This is a genomic window from Geodermatophilus dictyosporus (genome assembly GCF_900115505.1).
Taxonomy (GTDB): domain Bacteria; phylum Actinomycetota; class Actinomycetes; order Mycobacteriales; family Geodermatophilaceae; genus Geodermatophilus; species Geodermatophilus dictyosporus.
On sequence record NZ_FOWQ01000002.1, the window covers coordinates 399,694 to 418,245 of the forward strand.

General features: G+C 75.9%; 14 protein-coding genes. 3 read left to right on the forward strand and 11 right to left on the reverse strand.

Going from position 1 to position 18,552, the window contains the following annotated elements; all coding sequences use genetic code 11:
* Positions 1-19 precede the first annotated feature (19 nt).
* Positions 20-3,079, reverse strand: coding sequence for an arabinosyltransferase domain-containing protein (locus tag BMZ33_RS05475; protein ID WP_136697200.1), 3,060 nt, complete (start codon positions 3,077-3,079; stop codon positions 20-22).
* A 783-nt stretch (positions 3,080-3,862) separates the two neighbouring features.
* Here BMZ33_RS05475 and BMZ33_RS05485 point away from each other — a divergent pair.
* Positions 3,863-4,147, forward strand: a complete 285-nt coding sequence (locus BMZ33_RS05485) for a helix-turn-helix domain-containing protein (protein WP_169063931.1) — start codon at positions 3,863-3,865, stop codon at positions 4,145-4,147.
* A 78-nt stretch (positions 4,148-4,225) separates the two neighbouring features.
* Here the strand turns inward: BMZ33_RS05485 and BMZ33_RS05490 are convergent, their stop codons facing one another.
* From BMZ33_RS05490 to BMZ33_RS05500, 3 genes are read right to left on the reverse strand one after another with little or no spacing between them, the layout of a single operon-like run.
* Complete coding sequence (locus BMZ33_RS05490; protein WP_091108548.1) at positions 4,226-5,395, reverse strand: acyl-CoA dehydrogenase family protein; 1,170 nt, start codon at positions 5,393-5,395, stop codon at positions 4,226-4,228.
* A 9-nt stretch (positions 5,396-5,404) separates the two neighbouring features.
* Positions 5,405-5,938: a 5-(carboxyamino)imidazole ribonucleotide mutase gene (gene purE / locus BMZ33_RS05495; RefSeq protein ID WP_169063932.1), complete on the reverse strand. Its 534-nt coding sequence runs from the start codon at positions 5,936-5,938 to the stop codon at positions 5,405-5,407.
* On the reverse strand, positions 5,939-7,153 hold the full coding sequence (locus tag BMZ33_RS05500; RefSeq protein WP_091108549.1) for a 5-(carboxyamino)imidazole ribonucleotide synthase: 1,215 nt from the start codon (positions 7,151-7,153) through the stop codon (positions 5,939-5,941).
* A gap of 70 nt (positions 7,154-7,223) precedes the next feature.
* On the opposite strand from BMZ33_RS05500, the gene BMZ33_RS05505 reads away from it, so the two are divergent.
* Positions 7,224-7,742 (forward strand): GtrA family protein, encoded by a 519-nt coding sequence (locus BMZ33_RS05505; RefSeq protein ID WP_169063933.1) that lies wholly within the window; start codon positions 7,224-7,226, stop codon positions 7,740-7,742.
* A 10-nt stretch (positions 7,743-7,752) separates the two neighbouring features.
* On the opposite strand, the gene BMZ33_RS05510 is transcribed toward BMZ33_RS05505, so the two are convergent.
* From BMZ33_RS05510 to BMZ33_RS05540, 7 genes are all read right to left on the reverse strand, one after another.
* A complete protein-coding gene (locus BMZ33_RS05510) occupies positions 7,753-8,049 on the reverse strand; it encodes a hypothetical protein (RefSeq protein WP_136697201.1) in 297 nt (98 codons plus the stop codon).
* Entirely contained in the window at positions 8,049-9,584 is a 1,536-nt protein-coding gene (locus BMZ33_RS05515; protein WP_169063934.1) for a class I SAM-dependent methyltransferase, read from the reverse strand. The genes BMZ33_RS05510 and BMZ33_RS05515 overlap by 1 nt, the downstream gene beginning before the upstream one ends.
* Before the next feature lie 141 nt (positions 9,585-9,725).
* On the reverse strand, positions 9,726-12,686 hold the full coding sequence (locus BMZ33_RS05520) for an AAA family ATPase (protein WP_091108553.1): 2,961 nt from the start codon (positions 12,684-12,686) through the stop codon (positions 9,726-9,728).
* Complete coding sequence (locus BMZ33_RS05525) at positions 12,683-13,861, reverse strand: exonuclease SbcCD subunit D (RefSeq protein WP_091108554.1); 1,179 nt, start codon at positions 13,859-13,861, stop codon at positions 12,683-12,685. The genes BMZ33_RS05520 and BMZ33_RS05525 overlap by 4 nt, the downstream gene beginning before the upstream one ends.
* Before the next feature lie 11 nt (positions 13,862-13,872).
* A complete protein-coding gene (locus BMZ33_RS05530; protein WP_091108555.1) occupies positions 13,873-15,279 on the reverse strand; it encodes an acyltransferase family protein in 1,407 nt (468 codons plus the stop codon).
* Positions 15,280-15,419: 140 nt separating this feature from the next.
* Positions 15,420-15,965 carry a PH domain-containing protein gene (locus BMZ33_RS05535; RefSeq protein ID WP_091108556.1) on the reverse strand — a complete coding sequence of 182 codons (546 nt, stop codon included), beginning with the start codon at positions 15,963-15,965 and terminating at the stop codon, positions 15,420-15,422.
* A 31-nt stretch (positions 15,966-15,996) separates the two neighbouring features.
* Positions 15,997-16,848: a biotin--[acetyl-CoA-carboxylase] ligase gene (locus tag BMZ33_RS05540; protein ID WP_091108557.1), complete on the reverse strand. Its 852-nt coding sequence runs from the start codon at positions 16,846-16,848 to the stop codon at positions 15,997-15,999.
* A gap of 19 nt (positions 16,849-16,867) precedes the next feature.
* Between BMZ33_RS05540 and BMZ33_RS05545 the strand changes: the two genes are divergently transcribed.
* Positions 16,868-18,493, forward strand: a complete 1,626-nt coding sequence (locus tag BMZ33_RS05545) for an acyl-CoA carboxylase subunit beta (RefSeq protein ID WP_091108558.1) — start codon at positions 16,868-16,870, stop codon at positions 18,491-18,493.
* Positions 18,494-18,552 lie beyond the last annotated feature (59 nt).

An 18,552-nucleotide genomic window follows, 5' to 3' on the forward strand; every position in this document is an offset into this window, starting at 1 on the left:
GTCGCGCGCGTGGACCGGGTCACCGGTCCCCCTGCCATCCCCAGAGGGTGACCTCGTCCGTCACCCGGTCGTACAGGTCGCGGCCCAGAGGGTAGTTCAGTTCGAGGACGTGCCCCCACTCCTCCTGCGGGGCGCCCGCGAGCCGGCTGGGCACCTCCGTCGTGTCGGCGAGGGAGACCCCGGCGAAGCTCCCGCCCTGGTCGTGCAGGTAGGCGATGGCGGCGGTCCCGTAGGCGGAGGGGGCGCCGATGATCACGGTGGGGGTCTGGGCGAGACCGTCCGCCACGACCGGCACGTTCTCCACGCAGGGCACGTGCCAGGACAGCGGCCAGTCCGGCAGGACCGGGCCCCGTCCGGCGAGCCAGGTCTGCAGGTCCTCCGTCGTGCGGACCCGCGGGCCGGTGACGGCCAGCCAGCCGCCGACGTCGGTGGACGCGTCGGTGGCGAGCACCCGCACCCGGTCGGCGCCGTCCGGGACGTCGCCGGCGGCGACGGCCAGGGGGCGCCAGGCCGGCTGGTCGGCCTGCCCGTCGTCGACGGTCCGCCGGGCCAACGGGGTGACGTCGGTGCCCTCGCCGGCGCGGCCGAACTCCAGTTCCAGGCGGTTGGCCCCGCCGGTCCGCCCGGAGGCGGTCACGGCGACGTCCTGTCCGTCGGTCAGCTCGGGCAGGGTGAACCAGCGGCTCACCAGGGTGCCGGTGGCGAGCTCGCCGCCCTCGAAGCTGCCCCAGGTGTAGGTGGCCGGGCCTGTCCCGGGGGTGCCCGGCGGCGGCGAGGACGGCAGGTAGCCGGCGTCGGCCACGAAGCCGTCGGCGGTCTCGCCGTCGGTGGGCTCCTCCGGCGACGCGGGGGTCAGCGGGCCGTCGGGGTCGTCGAGCAGGACGTCGACGTCCTCCGCGATGCCGCAGCTGACGCCGGTCAGGGTCCCCAGGTTGGTGGCGGCCAGCGAGTAGCTGCCGGCCTGCGCCTGGCGCAGCGGCGCGACGGTGAACCCGACGAGCAGGACCGTGACCGACGCGGCGGCCGCGCTCACGGTGATCAGCGCGGGGGCCGCTGCGAGCACGGCCACGCCGCCCCCGCCCGACCGCCGCGACCACACCCGGTGGACGACGGCCGTCGCGGCCGCCGCGAGCACCAGCCAGGTCGCGGGGTTGCCCAGCGGGACGCCGAAGGGGCTGACCGGGACGTCGTTCCACGGCACGCCCAGGTTCGAGTACAGGTACCAGGAGTTGGCGCCGGAGAACGACAGGGCGACGAACAGCGCGACGACGCCGGCGCCGGCCAGCGCGACGACCACGGTGACCCGGTCGCGTGCCCGGGACCGGACGACCTGCAGGAGGACCAGGCAGGCCACGGTGAGGAACGAGGCGCCGAGGCCGGCCAACGACCCGAAGTGGTGCGACCACTTCGAGGGCGTGGTGAACAGCAGCGCGAAGGTCAGCGCCATCGAGCCGGTGAGCACGTGGACCGCCGGGAACTCGCGCAGCGCCGGCAGCCGACGGGCGAGCAGCGGGACGACGACGAGCAGCACCGCGATGGTCAGCAGCACCGCCAGCCGCTTGGTGGCCGTGCCCTGGGCACCAGCACCGAGCAGGAGGCCGTAGCGGGTGGACTCCTCGTACCAGTACAGGTTCGGCCCGATGGCCGTGTGCAGCTCGGTGGCCTTGGCGACGCCGTGCCAGGACTGGTCGGCGAACATCACGACGAGCCCGCTGCTGGCCAGGCCCGCCAGCAGCGCGGCCACGCCCGCCGTCGTCCACCAGGAGGACCGGTGCGCGTCGTCGACGCCGCGCACCGTCCGCCAGATCCGTGGGAGGAGCACCAGCACCGGCGCGAGCGCGATGACGCCCGACGGCGTGACCGACAGGCACAGACCGGCGACCAGCGCGGCGGCACCGATGAGCAGCAGTGGGCGGCGGGCGGTGGGCGCGGTGCCCCGCAGCAGCAGCGCGAGCACGGTCACCGAGCCGAGGGCGACCCACGGCTCGGGGCGCACCCCGGTGTTGAAGGGCAGCCACCAGGCGAGGAAGCACACCGCCGCGAGCACCGTCGCGAGCCGGCCGCGCACCGAGCCCGGGAGCACGACGGGCAGCACGCCCCGGCTGACCGCGAACCACGTGAGCACCCCCGCCAGATAGCTGGGCAGGCGCAGCCACAGCGGCGCGGCCGACAGCGTGGCCAGCGGCTGCACGATGTGCTGCACGAACGTGAACGGCGCCTCGGAGGCGTTGAACCAGTGGTAGTAGTTCCCGATGTCCCCGCTGGTCAAGCCGTTGCGGATGGTCATCGAGGCGTAGCCGTCGTCGTCGGTGTTGGGGGCGATGACGATCCACAGCGACAGGGTGGCCAGCACCGCGGCGTCGCAGGCGAGCGCGAACGCCCGGCCGGGGACGCGCCTGGCCGGCTGCTCCTCGGTCCGCCGCGCCGGCCGGACGACCCACCTGGCGAGCAGGAGCAGGGAGAGCGCCACGAGGACGACGTGCGCCCCGATCATCGCGGTCTTGACGCCGCTGGGGGTGCTCTCGAACCAGGTGCGGGTGCGGGCGGTGACCGTCGTCCCGTCGGCCTGCTCGGGCGCGAGGTCGGTGGTGAAGGCGAACACCTCGGGCACCGGCTCGCCCGCCAGCACGGTCGGGGTGCCCGAGCCGACGACGACGCTCAGCGCGGTGTCGTCGGCGTCCACCCGGACGTCGCAGCCGGTCGCGTCCGGGGCCACGGTCTGCACGAGGCGTCCGTTGACCAGGACGCGCACCTGCCCGGCGTCGGTGTCGACGACGAGCCCGTTGGCCAGACCCTCGTCGCGGACGACGTCCGTGGCGAGCAGCGTCGTGCGCTCACCGGTGGCCAGGGCGGTCTGCACCGCGGTGCAGGGGACCTCGGCGTGCAGCTCGGCCGGGCGGTAGGGCACGAACAGCGCGGTGGTGGAGGTCGGCTGCTCCCCCTGCGAGGGCCAGGTCACCGTGGTGCGGTCGGCCACGACCGGCGCGAAGGGCAGTGCCACGGCCAGCAGCACGGCGAACACACCGGCGAGCGCCGCCACCACCGAGCGCGTCCGCCGCCGCGGGGCAGGGTCCGACACGGCTGGGACCGGCACGTCCGGCAGGAGCGTCGTTGACACGTGGCGCCTCTCGATCGCCCGGGGCGTGCGTACCTCGACGGGCTTGACGGTGCGATGACCGAGGGAGAGGCGCCTCAGGCGAGGACCCGGCCCGCGGTGGGGACCGATCCGGAGAACCTCTCGGGTCCTCCCGAGGGTAGCCCACCTCCGTCACCCGTCCGTGTCGACAGAGACAGCAGCGGGCTGCTGTGCGTCACGTGACGCTTGTGGTCAACGGGTTCTCCTCGGGGCCTGCTCCGGCGCCCGCGGTGGCGCACTCGGCGGGCCCGTCGCCGGACACCAGCCGGGTGCCGACGTGGGCTGCAGCCGACCCCGCGGGGCGGCGGACGCGCCCGGGCGGGTCGGGCCGCAGCGCGGAGCTGCTCGGCCCCGTCCTCGGTGGTGCCCGCGCCGAGCAGGCCGTGCTCGCCGGCGCCGACGGCACGGTCCGGACCCGTCGGCGTTCGGCGTGGGCGTCGAGCCGGCGCAGCTGCCCACGGTGCCACTGGTGTTCCCGCGCGTGGCTGGCGGAGCTGACCGCGTTCGCCACCGGCACCGGCGCCCCCGCCGCGGTCGCCGTCGTCGAGCACGGGCACGCCCTGCTCGCCGGGGGGACCGGGCGGAGGAGCACTTCCGCCGCGCCCTCGCCGCGCACGCCGGCTCGCCGCGCCTGCCCGACCGGCCCGCACCGAGCTGGCGTACGGCGAGCACCTGCGCCGCGCCCACCGCCGGGTCGACGCGCGCGCGCACCTGCGGGCGGCCCTGGTGCGGTTCGAGGAGCTCGGCGCCGGCCCGTGGGCCGAGCGCGCGGCAGCGGAGCTGCGGGCCTCCGGGGAGACCGCCCGTCGCCGCGACGTGTCCACCGCCACCGACCTGACCCCGCAGGAGCGGCAGGTCGCCGCGCTGGTCCGGCAGGGCCTGTCCAACCGGGACGTCGCGGCGCAGTTGTTCCTGAGCCCCCGCACCGTCGACTTCCACCTGCGCGGCTGCTTCGCGAAGCTCGGCATCACCTCACGGGTGGAGCTGGCCGCCGTCCCCCTGGACGGGTAGCCGGCGCGTCCCGACCACGCGTCCGCACGGTGGCCCGCCACGAGCCGGCACCCACCGGGAGAGCGCCGGAGACCCCGGCTACCGCAGGAGGCTGCGGGCGATGACCATGCGCTGGATCTGGTTGGTGCCCTCGTAGATCTGGGTGATCTTGGCGTCGCGCATCATGCGCTCGACCGGGAAGTCCTGCGTGTAGCCGGCGCCCCCGAAGAGCTGGACGGCGTCGGTGGTGACCTTCATGGCGACGTCGGAGGCGAAGGCCTTGGCCGCCGCGCACAGCCGGCCGAGGTCGGGGTCCACCTTGCCGCCGGAGTGGCCCGACTCGCCACGCGCGGCGGCGACGTAGACCAGGTGCCGGGCGGCCTCGATCTGCACGGCCATGTCGGCGAGCATGAACTGCACACCCTGGAAGTCGCTGACGGCCTTGCCGAACTGCTTGCGCTCGCGGGTGTACTCCACGGCGGCGTCGAGCGCGCCCTGGGCGATGCCGACGGCCTGCGCGCCGATGGTCGGGCGGGTGAAGTCCAGCGTCCGCAGCGCGGTCTTGAAGCCGGTGCCCTCCGCGCCGATGATCCGGTCGGCCGGGATGGTGCAGTCGGTGAAGTAGAGCTCGCAGGTGGGCGAGCCCTTGATGCCCATCTTCCGCTCCTTGGGGCCCACGGCGAAGCCCGGGTCGTCGCGGTGCACGACGAAGGCGGAGATGCCGTTGGCCCGCTTCTCCGGGTCGGTGACGGCCATGACCGTGTACCACTCCGACACCCCGGAGTTGGTGATCCAGGCCTTGGTGCCGTCGAGCACCCAGGTGTCGCCGTCGCGGCGGGCCCGGGTCCTCATCGCGGCGGCGTCGGAGCCGGCCTCCCGCTCGGACAGGCCGTAGCTGATCATCGCGTCGCCGGCGGCGATGCTCGGCAGCACCTTCTGCTTGAGCTCCTCGGACGCCGACAGGATGATCGGCATCGACCCGAGCTTGTTGACCGCCGGGACGAGCGAGGCGGACACGTCGACCCGGGCGACCTCCTCGATCACGATGCAGGTCGCGATCGCGTCGGCGCCCTCGCCGCCGTAGGCCTCGGGGATGTGCGTGGCGTGGAACCCGGCCGCGGTCAGCGCCTTCTGCGCCTCGATCGGGTAGCGGGAGTCGGCGTCGACCTCGGCGGCGTAGGGCGCGATCTCCCGCTCGGCGATGTCGCGGACCGCGGCCCGGATCGCGTCGTGCTCCTCGGTCAGCTGGTACAGCCCGGTCGTACTCACGAGTAGATGCTAGGACGTCCCAGCACTCCCGGGAGCCGTGCGCTCCCCGGCGAGCCGGGCGCGCAGGGCGGCGTCGCGGGTGACGACGGAGTCGGCCAGGTCGGCCTGGAACCGCTCGACGGCGGCCCGCAGCTCCGGGTCGCCGGCGGCCAGGACGCGGACGGCGAGCAGCCCGGCGTTGCGGCCCCCGCCGATCGACACCGTGGCCACCGGGACCCCGGCGGGCATCTGCACGATCGACAGCAGGCTGTCGAGGCCGTCGAGCCGGTCCAGCGGGCGGGGCACGCCGATCACCGGCAGCGGTGTCGCGGCGGCGAGCATGCCCGGGAGGTGGGCCGCTCCCCCGGCGCCGGCGACGAGCACCCGCAGCCCGCGCCCGGCCGCCGAGGTCGCGTAGTCGAGCATCCGCTGGGGCGTGCGGTGGGCGGAGAGGACGTGCACCTCGTACGGGACGCCGAACTCCGCCAGCGCGTGGGCGGCCGGCTCCATCGTCGGCCAGTCCGAGTCGCTGCCCATGACGACGCCGACGACGGGCTGGTCCACTCAGTGCTCCTCGGGAGGGGGGAAGGCGAACGCCGGGTCGACCTCGCCGTCGGCGAGGTAGCGGGCCGCGGCGACGGCGCGGGCGCGCACCTCGGCGAGGTCGGCGCCCAGCGCGGTGACGTGGCCGAGCTTGCGGCCGGGGCGCTGGCCCTTGCCGTACCAGTGCAGCTTCACGTCCGGCCAGTGCGCCATGAGGTGGTGCACCCGCTCGTCGATGCCGGGACCGGCCCAGTCGGGCGCCGACGCGCGCCCGCCGAGCACGTTGGCCGTGACGACGGCCGGCGCGGCGAGCGCCGTCGACCCCAGCGGGTAGTCGAGGACGGCGCGCAGGTGCTGCTCGAACTGGCTGGTGCGGGCGCCCTCGATGGTCCAGTGGCCGGAGTTGTGCGGGCGCATGGCGAGTTCGTTGACCAGCACGCCGCCGGGGACCTCGAACAGCTCGACGGCCATCACCCCGACGACGCCGACCCGCGCGGCGATCCGCACCGCGAGCTCCTGCGCCGCGCCGGCGGCCTCGTCGTCGAGACCGGGCGCCGGTGCCAGCACCTCGGTGTTGATCCCGTCCCGCTGGACGGTCTCGACCACCGGCCAGACGGCGACCTGGCCGAACGGCGACCGGGCCACCAGCACGGCGAGCTCGCGCACCAGCGGCACCCGCTCCTCGGCCAGGAGCGCGGGGCTCGCGGTGAACAGCTCGGCCGCCTGACCGGCCTCGTCGAGGACGAAGACGCCGCGGCCGTCGTAGCCGCCGCGCGGGGTCTTGACCACCACCGGCCACCCGCCGTGCGCGGCGGCGAAGGCGGCGAGCTCCCCGGTCGAGCGCACCTCGGCCCACGCGGGCTGCGGTTCGCCGGCCGCGGCCAGCGCGCGGCGCAGCACCAGCTTGTCCTGCGCGTGCACCAGGGCCTCGGCGCCGGGCGCGACGCGGACGCCCTCGGCGGCCAGCGCCCGCAGGTGCTCGGTCGGGACGTGCTCGTGGTCGAAGGTGACCACCGTCGCCCCCTCGGCCAGGGCGCGCAGCGCGTCGAGGTCGCGGTGGTCGCCGATCCGCACGTCGGCGGCGACCAGCGCGGCGGACTCGGCGGGGTCGGTGGCGAGTACGCGCAGCGACTGGCCCAGCGCGACGGCGGCCTGGTGGGTCATCCGGGCCAGCTGCCCGCCTCCCACCATGGCGACGACGGGCAGGCCGGTCCTCGGGTCGGTCGGGGCAGGCATGGTGCGTCCACCGTATCGATCCGGCCCGCCGCGCCTCACGGTCGCCCACCGGTCCGTACAGTCGACGGGCGTGCCGTCCCTCCCGGCCCTCCGCCGTCGCGTCGGCGGCACGTGGCGCGTCCTGCTGAAGGAGATCGGCGCCTTCGGGGTGGTCGGCGCGGCCAGCTTCGTCCTCGACGTCGGCGTCTTCCAGCTGCTCTACACCCGGGGTGTCGAGGCGGTGGCGGCGAAGCTGGTGTCCTCGCTGCTGGCCACGACGGCGGCCTACGCCGGCCACCGGTTCTGGTCCTTCGCGCACCGGGAGCGCTCGGGCTACGGCCGCGAGTACGCGGTGTTCGCCACGGTCAACGGCGCGACCCTGCTGCTCAGCCTGTCGGTGGTCGCCCTGGTGCGCCACCCGCTCGGCCAGCAGGACGCCCTCGTGCTGCAGGCGGCGAACGTCGCCGCGATCGCGCTGGGCACGGTGGTCCGGTGGTTCGCCTACCGCCGTTGGGTGTTCCGGGCGGGGTCACGGGAGACCGTCCCGGTCGCCGGGACGCCGCGGACCGGTCGGAGCCGGGGCTTCGAGCAGGTGGGCAGCGAGGTCTGACGCCGCGGGATCAGTGGCCTCCGGAGCCGTCCGTGGAGGCCATCAGCCGGTCGAACACCAGATCGGTCATCTGCGCGACGCGCAGGGACATCCGTCGCGACTCCGCCAGGCCGGACTCGACCTCCGCCAGCGACCGCTCGAGGTCCTCGACCTGGCGGGAGCGTCCCTGCAGGTCCTCGCGGAGCCTCGCGAGCGCGGCCTCCACGTCGTGCAGGCGCTGGTCGAGGACCGGCACCGTCTCGAGGGCGAGCACCGTCCGGGGAGCCAGGCGACGGAGGACCGCGCCGACGAGCGCGCGTGCCGTCATCACGCCGCTCCGAGACGCAGGCGGGCCACCCACGGGTCCTCGCCGCCGTAGACGGCCAGGCCCCGGTCCTCCAGGAGGTCGAGGACCTGCAGGTCGTGCTCCTTGGCCTCGACCACGACCTGCGCCGGGTCGAGGTAGCGCCGGAAGTGCTCACCGAAGGCGTGCTCCGCCTGCTCGTCCCGGTGCGTCCGGAACTCGAACCAGCACTCACCGCCACGCCGCGCGACCGCGGCCGCCAGCCGCCACAGGTTGGCGCGCGCCTGGTCGTCGATGGCGTGGACGAGGAAGCGCGCGTACAGGTGCCAGTCGAGGGCGGGGTCCAGGTCAGCGGCGAGGCTGCCGACCTGGCTCAGGTCGGCGAGGTTCACCACCTCGAACCCGGCGGCCCAGCCCTCCTGCCGGGCGAGGGCTCGACCCCGCTCGACCGCGGCGGCGGAGTAGTCGACCGCGTGCACGGTACGGCCGGACCGGGCGAAGAAGCGGGCGTCCCGGGCCGTACCGGTGCCGACGTCCAGGACGGCCGCACCGGCGGGCAGCCGCTCGGCCACCCAGCGGGCGAAGTCCGACTCCACCGTCGGGACCTTGCGGGCATCGGTGCTCGAGTAGAAGTCCTGCCAGTAGTCGCGGTGCACGTCGAACTCCCCGATCCAGGTACTCAGTCGCGACCGCACCGCGTGCGGCGTGGTGAAGGTGAAGGACGGGTCCGGCGTCCGCCAGCCCGGTCCGTAGGTCTCGGCCAGCAGCCGCTCGGCAGCCGCCGGTGCGGGGTGACGCCGTCCGCGGAGGGTCACCTCGGACAGCGTCCGGAGGTCGAGGTCGGCGGCGCCGACCTGGAAGCACAGATACGTGCACCCCTCGACCTCGAAGGCCGTGAAGACGTCGATGTAGTGGTCCTGCGCGCCCTCGTCGTCGGTGAAGACCAGCTGCAGGTGACCGCCGCTGTGGCGGACCACGGAGTAGCCCCGTGCGCGCAGCACCCGCTCCAGCTCGAGGTTCTCCCGGACGACGTCCGCCGGGTGCTCCTGACGCGAGAGGTAGCCCAGGTCGGCGTCGTCGTCGTGCGGGATGAGGTCCCCGTCGCGGACGGCCCCGAGCAGCGTCCCGTAGCAGACGAAGGGCTGCAGGCCGGCCTCCTCCAGGACGCGACGAACGGCGTCCAGGCGGTCGAGCAGGCGGTCCTGGAGGGCGCGCCGGCGGACCGGGTCGAGCCCGTCGAAGCTGGGGGCCAGGCGTCCCCACTTGTTCACCGAGAGCCAGCGCCCCGACCCGTCCCGCAGGTCCACACGGGCCGGCTCCGGGCTGAAGGCGACCTCCGCGGAGGCCAGGACGTCCTTGCACGCCGCGTCCCGGACCACGACGGCGGCCACCCCCGCGAGGCGCTCGGCGAGCGCCGTGGGCCACGGGAACCAGGCCCTCCCGTCAGGACGGCGCTCCGCGGCGTCGGTGCGGAAGGAGACCGTGCGGTGACCCTCGAGCAGGACCTCGACGACGGCGGGCAGGACCTGGCCGCTGCTCGGTGCGACGGCGAACCCCACCCGATCCGCCTGCAGATCGGTCGAGGGCTCTGGCCGAGCACCGGGATCGGGCATGACCTGACTGTACGTTTCTCCACGCGTGCGCACCGTGGTCTGGTGGCCTCGTCGCGCGACCGATCCCCGCGTCGGGCCCGACGACGGTCAGCCCGCCAGGCGCGACCCGGACCGGCCGGCGACGACCTCGAGCCGGGTCGTGACGCGGGTGCGCAGCTCCTCGAGGTGGCTGATGACGCCGACGGTCCGCCCGCCCCGGCGCAGCTCGTCGAGCACGGTCATCACCGCGTCGAGCGCCTGCGCGTCGAGGGTGCCGAAGCCCTCGTCGACGAACAGCGTGTCCATCTGCACGCCGCCGGCCTCGGCGGTGACGACGTCGGCCAGCCCGAGGGCCAGGGCGAGGGAGGCCATGAAGCTCTCCCCGCCGGAGAGGGTCTTGGTGGGCCGCCGGGTGCCGGTGTACTCGTCGAGCACGTCGAGGCCCAGGCCGCCCCGGGCGCCGTGGCGGCCCAGCGCGTCGCTGTGCAGGAAGGTGTAGCGCCCGCGTGACATCTCCTGCAGCCGCCGGCTGGCCACCTCGGCCACCTGCTCGAGCCGGGCGGCGAGCACGAAGGACTGCAGCCGCATCCGCAGGGTGTTGGCGCCGCGGCCCCCCACCAGGTCGGCCAGGCCGCCCACCTGGTCGGCGCGCGCCCGGCGCTCGGCGAGCTCGACCTCGGCGGCGACCACCTCGCCGGCCAGCCCGTCGAGCGCGGCGGCGCAGCGGCGCGACTGGTCCAGCGCGGTCACCGCCTCCTCGCGGCGGGTGGTCAGCTCCGCGCAGCGGGCCTGCAGCGCCGCGACGTCGGGCCGCTCGCCGAGGTCGGCGAGCTCGGGGTCGGCGAGGGTGGCGGCCAGCACCGACCGGGCCTCGTCGTGCTCGCGCAGCCGGCGGTCGAGCGCGGCCGGCTCCCCGCCGGCCAGCAGGGCCGCGGCGGCGTCGCGGGCGTCGGCGAAGCCGGCCGCGGCGGCCCGCTCCCCGGCGGCCGCCCGCGCCTCGGCGTCGGCGGTCAGGGCCCGGCGCTCCTCCTCGGCGGCGGCGACGACGGCCTCGCACCGCTCGGCCGAGGCGGTGAGCCGGGCGACCCGGGCGGGCAGGTCGGCGTCCTCGCCGCGGGCGGCGTCGAGCCGGGCGGTCAGCTCGGCGAGCGCGTCGGCGCGGGCCCCCCGCTCGGCGGTGCACCGCTGCAGGGCCTCGCGGTCGGCGGCCAGCGCGGTGGCGGCCGCGTCGCGCCGGGCCTCGGCCGCGGCGAGCGCGCGGCGGGCCTCCTCGACGTCCGCGGCCCACGCGGCGACCCCGGCCCGCTCGGCGCGGGCGGCGGCCGCCAGGGCGGCGAGCTCCCCGGCCGGGCGCTCCCCCGCCCGCTCGCGCAGGACGGCGAGCTCGCGCCGGCGCTCCTCGACGACCCGGCCGGTGGCGGTGCGGCGCTCGTCGGCGGCGTCGACCGCGGCCCGCGCCCGCTCCTCGTCGTCGGCGGTCACCGACGACCCGGCCGGCACCGCGGGCCGCGGGTGCTCGGTCGAGCCGCACACCGGGCAGTCGGCGCCGTCGGCGAGCCCGGCGGCGAGCTCCGCGGCCATGCCCTCCAGTCGGGCGGTGCGCACGTCGACCAGCCGCTCGCGGGCGGCGATCCAGGCCAGCCGGGCGGCGTCGGCGTCGGCGCGGGCGCGGTCGAGCCGATCGGCGACCGCGGCGGCGCGGGTGGCGGCGTCCAGCGCGGCGGCCGCGGCCTCCTCGGCGGCAGCCACGCCGGGCAGGCGGGCCGCGGCGGCCTGGGCGGCCTCGAGCCGCTCCTGGGCGGCGGCCACCCGGGCCGGCTCGTCCTCGGCGGCGCGGGCGCCGTCGGCGCAGCGGGTGGTGAGGCGCTGGACCTCCCGCGCCAGGCGGCTGACCTCGGCGGCGAGCCCGGCGGCCCGGCCCGCCTCGGGCAGCAGCGCCCGGGCCGCGGCGGCGGCGTCGCGCAGCTCGCGGGCCGTCTCGGCGGTGGCCTCCCGCCCACCGGCGACCGCACCCCACGCCGCCGCGGCGGCCTCCCGCGCGGCGGTGGCCTGCCGGGCGGCCGGCGCGGTGCGGGCCGCGGTGCCCAGGACGTCACGCAGTGCCTCGGCGCGGCGGCCGGCGTCGGCGCGGGCCCGCAGCGGCGCCAGCTCCGGGTCCCGCGCGGTGAGCCGCTCGAGCTCGGTGCGGGCGCGGTCGCGGCGGGCGTGCCGGTCGGCCAGCGCCCGGGCCGCGGCCAGCTCCCCGTCGGCACGGGCACCGTCGGCGGCCGCGGCCTCGGCCGCCGCCGCGGCGCGGGCCTGCCGCTCCGCCGCCCGGGCGCGGACCTCGCGCACCCACGTCCCCACCGACGCGCCGGGGCGCGCGCCGACCAGCTCGGGCGCCAGCTCCTCGGGGACCTCGACGTCGGCGATCTGGGCGACCCGGTGCAGCAGCGTGCTGACCCGGTGCCGGTCGGCCCGCAGCGCCTCGTCGGCGGCCCGCCGCTCGCCGGCCAGCCACTCCTCGGCGCGGGCGAACCGGTCGACGTCGAACAGGGTGCGCAGCAGCCGCCCGCGGTCCTCCGGCTCGGCGCGCAGGAAGCGGGCGAAGTCGCCCTGCGGCAGCAGCACCACCTGGCAGAACTGCTCGGCCGACAGGCCCAGCCGCACCCGCAGGTACTCCGAGCCCTCGTCGATGCGGGTGCTGACCGGCGCCCAGCCCCCGCCGGACCAGCGCTGCACGGTCAGCCGCGCCTGCTCGGTGGTCTCCCCGGCGCCGCGTCGCTTCGGCCGGGTCTGCTCCGGCCGGCGGGTGACCAGCAGCCGCTCGCCGGCCAGGGTCAGCTCGCAGGAGACCTCGGTGCGGGTGGCGGCGTCGGCGTGGTCGCTGCGCAGCCGCCGCGCCTCGCCCCGCGCGCCGGGGACGGTGCCGTAGAGCACGAACACCACCGCGTCGAGCAGCGTGGTCTTGCCGGCGCCGGTGGGCCCCCACAGGAGGAACAGCCCGTCGCGGGCGACCTCGTCGACGTCGAGGGTCTCGGTCCCGGCGAACGGGCCGAAGGCGGTGAGGGTGAGGGAGTGCAGCCTCACCGGGCCGGCTCCTCGCGGGCCGCCGCGCCCAGCGCCCGGGCCAGCAGGTCCCGCTCGGCGGGGGTGGTGCCCACCCCGTCGCGGACGTGCGCGACGAACTCGCCGGCGACGTCGACGTCGCCGCGGCCGCGCAGCCGCTCCTGGTAACTGCGGCCGTCGCCGCCTCCCCCGCCGCCGACCCACTCCAGGTGCACGCAGTGCCCGAAGCGGGCGCGCAGCTTGCGCATCGGGTCGGTCGGGCGGACGCCGTCGGTCAGGCGCGCGGACACGAACGCCTCCTCCGCCGCGGCGTGCGCCGGGTCGTCGAGCAGCTCCTCGAGGGTGCCGGTGAGGACCACCAGCGGCCGGGGCTCCGGCAGCGGCACGGCGCGCACGCCGGCCAGCCCCGAGGCGTCGAGGTCGACCAGCCACACCTGCTTGGCCTGCCCCGCCTCGCCGAAGGAGTAGGCCATCGGCGAGCCGCTGTAGCGCAGCCGGTCGCTGAGCGACTGGGGCCGGTGCAGGTGACCCAGCGCCACGTAGTCGACGCCGTCGAACACCGCGGCCGGCACCAGGTCGACGCCGCCGACGCAGATGTCGCGCTCGCTGTCGCTGGCGACGCCGCCGCCGACGAAGGCGTGCGCGAGCACCACCGACCGCGCCCCCGGGCGGAGGGACAGGTCGGCGCGCACGCGGTCCATCGCCGCCCGCAGCACCGCCTCGTGGCTGCGCGCGGCGCCACCAGCCCGCCCGCCCTCCCCGACGGCGAGCCCGAGCTCGTGCCGGGCGATCTCGGGCTCGAGGTAGGGCAGCCCGTAGACGGCGACCTCCCCGTGCGCGTCGGAGAGCAGCACGGGCTCGTCGAGCCGGGAGGTGGCGGCCCGCACGTGCAGGCCGGCCTTGGTCAGCAGCCCGGAGAAGGTGCCCAGCCGGCGGGCGGAGTCGTGGTTGCCCGGGGTGAGGACGACGGTGGCACCGGCGGCGAGCAGCCGCTCGACCACGCGGTCGAGGACGGCCTGCGCGTCGGCCGAGGGGACCGCGCGGTCGTAGACGTCACCGGACACCACGACGACGTCGACGCTCTCGGAGGTGACGACGCCGGCCAGGCCGCCGAGCACCGCCTCCTGCTCGGCGAGCAGGTCGGCGCCGTGCAGCGACCGCCCGATGTGCCAGTCGGAGGTGTGCAGCAGCCGCATGTCGCCGGACGTTAGGCCGAGGGTCGGACACGGACGGGCCCGGGCCGCTCGACCGTGTCGGTCAGGACAGCCGATCCGGCCCCCTGACCGGGGGACACCCGCAGGACGCCGCGGGATCGGTCCGAGGCCGGCCGCGGGCGGCCGGTGGCACTCCGGGTCGGCGCGAGGAGGGCCGGCGCGAGGAGGGTCGCCGGCGGGGCGGGGACGCGGACCGCGGCGATCCTCGGTGCGGGGACCTGCACGGCGGGCGCGGGGACGAGGCGGCGACCGAGCCGGCGCAGCAGCAGCCGTCGCGCGGGCTCCTCGACGCCGTGGTGGAGCGCGGCGGCCGCGACGAACGACCCCACGACGAGCGCCGGCACCGCCAGAGCCAGCTCCGCCGTCGTCTGCCCGCGGCTCTCGTCCTGCCACAGGCAGGTGATCGTGACGTCGAGGACCACGAAGTGGACCAGGTAGAGCGCGTAGGAGATCTTCCCGCCGTAGACGCACGTGTCACTGGACAGCCACCGGGCGGGCCCACGGTCGGTGAGCGACAGCCCGACCACCAGGAGCGGGAAGAGGACGACGACGACGCCGGAGTACTTGTGCCCCCAGTCCCCCGCCTGCCGCCACGACGCCCACAGCGCCCCCGCGACGATCAGGACCACCGCCACCCAGGTGAGGACCGGGGCCAGGGCATCGGTCCGCGGGGTGCGCCTCGTGCGCCGGACGGCCAGAGCGGCGAGGGCCCCGGCCGTGAACCCGCAGGCGATGCGCAGCCCCCAGTGCTGGTCGAGGTCGGACCTGCCCTCGTTGACGGCGATGAGGAACAGCGGCGCCATGGCCGCCACCGACAGCGCCAGCAGGACCGTCGCGGGCAGCCGGCGCAACCGGAACAGCACGAACACCACGAGTGGGAAGGCGAGGTAGGCGGCCCACTCGGCGCTGATCGACCACCCGGGGAGGACGAAGCTCGCGCCTGGCAGATCCTGACGGCCCCACATCTGGGTCATGGTCAGCTGCTCGAGCACGGAACGGACGTCGACGGGAGGGTGTGGGACGACCACGTCGCTCGACCAGCCGGCGGCGCGCACCGCCCAGATCCACGCCCCCATGAGGACGGTGACGGCGGCCCAGGCCGGCCACACCCGCGCGAAACGGTTCAGGGCGAACTCGAGCGTGGCGCGGACCCGGAGCCGCCGGCCCATGCGGTCGGCGTAGTTGAGCGTGAGGACGAAGCCGCTGAGCACGAAGAAGAGCTCGACCCCGGTCCATCCCGCGCTCACGATCGCGCGGAGGAGGGGCAGCTGGTCGAGGTAGGCGCCGGCGTAGGGCTCGAAGTGCAGCAGCACCACCCAGGTCGCTGCCACGAACCGCAGACCGGTGAGCGACCGGATGTCACACCGTGGGGCCTGCCTCGCACCGTCCCGCGCTGGCATGGCGCTCCTCGCCGTTCGGGAGGAGCCCGTCGCCCTCCGCTGTCGAGGGACACTAGGAGCGGACCGGGCACGACTTCAGGCCAAGTGGAGACAGCGTCGCGACGATCCGTTGGCAGATGGGTACGAATCGTGCACGGCAGTCACAGGGGTGTCGTCACCCGCTCGACCCCGGCCGGCCGGCCGGCCTGAGGACCGCGGTCGGCGTCCTCCTCGACGAGGACGACGATCAGCTGCTGGGTGCCGGCGCTGTCGGGCACCTTCCGCAGCACCGTGGGGCCGCCCTCGCCGGCCGACTCGACGGTCACCGTGCCCGAGCGCACGAGCCGCTCCCACAGCGTCTGGGAGAACGACACGTCGGTGATGCGCGAGAGCGGCAGGTCGCGGCCCCTGCGGGCGAGCACACCCTCGCGCAGCAGCAGCCGCTCGGTGGTCAGCACGGTGGAGGTGGTCCGCCAGCGCAGCACCGGCCGGCCGACGAGCACCGCGAGCAGGACCAGCGCGACGGCGAGCAGCGCCAGCCGCAGCACGCCCTGCTGGCGGCCCGCGGGCACCAGCGCCGCCAGGTAGGAGCCGGCGCCGACGACGACCAGGAACCGGACGACCGGCCAGAACAGCGTCGTCCAGTGCGGGTGCAGGTGGCGCACGACCTCCTCGTCGTCGGCGAGGAGCTTGTCGGGGAAGGGCACCCCGCCAGGATGACCGAGCGGAGGCGGTGCGTCAGGCTCCCGGCGGGCGTGTCCGCACGTGCTGCACGTCGCCGCTGGCCAGCTCCACGGTCCCGTCCGGGGTGCACACCACCAGCCGGCCGTCCCAGTCGACGCCGGTGGCGGTGCCCGACAGCGTCGAGCCGTCCGGCAGGGCGACGGTGACCTCGGCGCCGACGGTGGAGCACCAGGCGAGGTAGTCGGTGGCCAGGCCGGTGGCGACCGGGTCGCCGAGCGCGGCGGTCCAGGCGAGGTAGCGCCGCTCCAGGGCCCGCAGGTAGGCCAGCAGCACCGGCGCGCGGTCGACCGGGGCGCCGGTCACCAGCGCCAGCGACGACCCGGTCGGGGGCAGCTCCTCGCGCCGGGTGGAGACGTTGAGTCCGGTGCCGACGACGACCGCCGGGTGGGCGGGGGCCGACACCGCCTCGGCCAGGATGCCGGCCAGCTTGGCGCCGTCCACCGCGAGGAGGTCGTTGGGCCACTTGAGCGAGGAGCGCACGCCGGTGACCTCGCCGACGGCCTCGGCCAGCGCCACGCCGGTGAGCAGCGGGAGCCACCCGCGCCGGGCCGCGGGCACGTCGGGGCGCAGCAGCACCGAGACGGTCAGCCCGGCCCGCGGCGGCGACGCCCAGGTGCGCGCCAGCCGCCCGCGGCCGGCGGCCTGGTGCTCGGCGACGAGGACGAGGCCCTCGCCGGCGTCGTCGCCGGCCCGCTCGAGGAGGACGGCGTTGGTCGAGCCGACCTCCTCGACGACCTCCACCGAGCGCCACAGCCGGCTGTCGCGGGTGAGGGCCGCCTGCAGCGTCGGGGCGTCCAGGGGCGGGCGGTCGAGCTCCGACCAGCGGGCGAGGGACGCGTCGGGCACTCCCCTACGCTACGGCCCCGTGACTGCGGCTGAACGGGAGAGCGCCGGCGAGGACGTGCCCGGTGACATCGACGTCCACACGACCGCCGGCAAGCTGGCGGACTTCGAGCGCCGCGTCCAGGAGGCCGTGCACGCCGGCTCCGAGCGGGCGGTGGAGAAGCAGCACGCCGCGGGCAAGATGACCGCCCGCGAGCGCATCGAGGCGCTGCTGGACCCGGGCTCGTTCACCGAGCTCGACGAGTTCGCCCGCCACCGCTCCACCACGTTCGGGATGGAGGCCAGGCGCCCCTTCGGCGACGGCGTCGTCACCGGGTACGGGACGGTCGACGGCCGCCCGGTGTGCGTCTTCTCCCAGGACGTCACCGTCTTCGGCGGCAGCCTCGGCGAGGTCTACGGCGAGAAGATCACCAAGGTGCTCGACCTGGCGATGCGCAACGGCTGCCCGGTGATCGGCATCAACGAGGGCGGCGGCGCTCGCATCCAGGAGGGCGTGGTCTCCCTCGGCCTCTACGGCGAGATCTTCCGGCGCAACGTGCACGCCTCCGGGGTCATCCCGCAGATCTCGCTGGTCATGGGCGCCGCGGCCGGCGGGCACGTGTACTCCCCCGCGCTCACCGACTTCGTCGTGATGGTCGACCAGACCAGCCAGATGTTCATCACCGGCCCCGACGTGGTGAAGACGGTGACCGGCGAGGACGTCTCCCTCGAGGAGCTCGGCGGCGCCCGCACGCACAACACCAGGTCCGGCGTCGCGCACTACCTGGCCGAGGACGAGGCCGACGCGCTCGACTACGTCAAGGCGCTGCTGTCCCACCTGCCGAGCAACAACCTCGACCCGCTGCCGGTCGTGGAGGTCGCCCCCGCCGACACCACGCCGGACGGTGTCAGCGACACCGACCACGAGCTCGACACGGTCGTCCCCGACTCGGCGAACACGCCCTACGACATGCACACCGTCATCGAGCACGTCCTCGACGACGGCGAGTTCCTCGAGGTGCAGGCGCTGTTCGCGCCCAACATCGTCGTCGGCTTCGGCCGGGTCGAGGGCCGGCCGGTCGGCGTGGTGGCCAACCAGCCCACCCAGTTCGCCGGCACGCTGGACATCGACGCCAGCGAGAAGGCCGCCCGCTTCGTGCGCACCTGCGACGCCTTCAACACCCCGGTGCTCACCTTCGTCGACGTCCCGGGCTTCCTCCCGGGGACCTCGCAGGAGTGGGAGGGGATCATCCGCCGCGGCGCGAAGCTGATCTACGCCTACGCCGAGGCCACCGTCCCGAAGATCACCGTGATCACCCGCAAGGCCTACGGCGGCGCCTACGACGTCATGGGCTCCAAGCACCTGGGCGCCGACCTCAACCTGGCCTGGCCGACCGCGCAGGTCGCCGTCATGGGGGCCCAGGGCGCGGTCAACATCCTGTACCGGCGCGAGCTCGCCGACGCGGCGGACCCCGACGCCCGCCGCGCCGAGCTGATCACCGAGTACGAGGACACGCTGCTGTCGCCGTACGTCGCGGCCGACCGCGGGTACGTCGACCAGGTGATCCGCCCCTCGGAGACCCGCATCGAGATCACCAAGGCGCTGCGGCTGCTGGCCAACAAGCGGCAGACGCTGCCACCCAAGAAGCACGGGAACATCCCCCTGTGAGCGAGCACCGCAGGGAGCGCCGGCGACCGGGGAGCGGAGCGAGCAGCCTCGCGGAGCGG

Excerpts from the sequence above, each read along its gene's own strand:
- BMZ33_RS05500 (WP_091108549.1), bottom strand. The coding sequence starts at position 7,153 with ATGCCTGCCCCGACCGACCCGAGGACCGGCCTGCCCGTCGTCGCCATG.
- BMZ33_RS05510 (WP_136697201.1), bottom strand. The coding sequence starts at position 8,049 with ATGACGGCACGCGCGCTCGTCGGCGCGGTCCTCCGTCGCCTGGCTCCC.
- BMZ33_RS05525 (WP_091108554.1), bottom strand. The coding sequence starts at position 13,861 with ATGCGGCTGCTGCACACCTCCGACTGGCACATCGGGCGGTCGCTGCAC.
- BMZ33_RS05530 (WP_091108555.1), bottom strand. The coding sequence starts at position 15,279 with ATGCCAGCGCGGGACGGTGCGAGGCAGGCCCCACGGTGTGACATCCGG.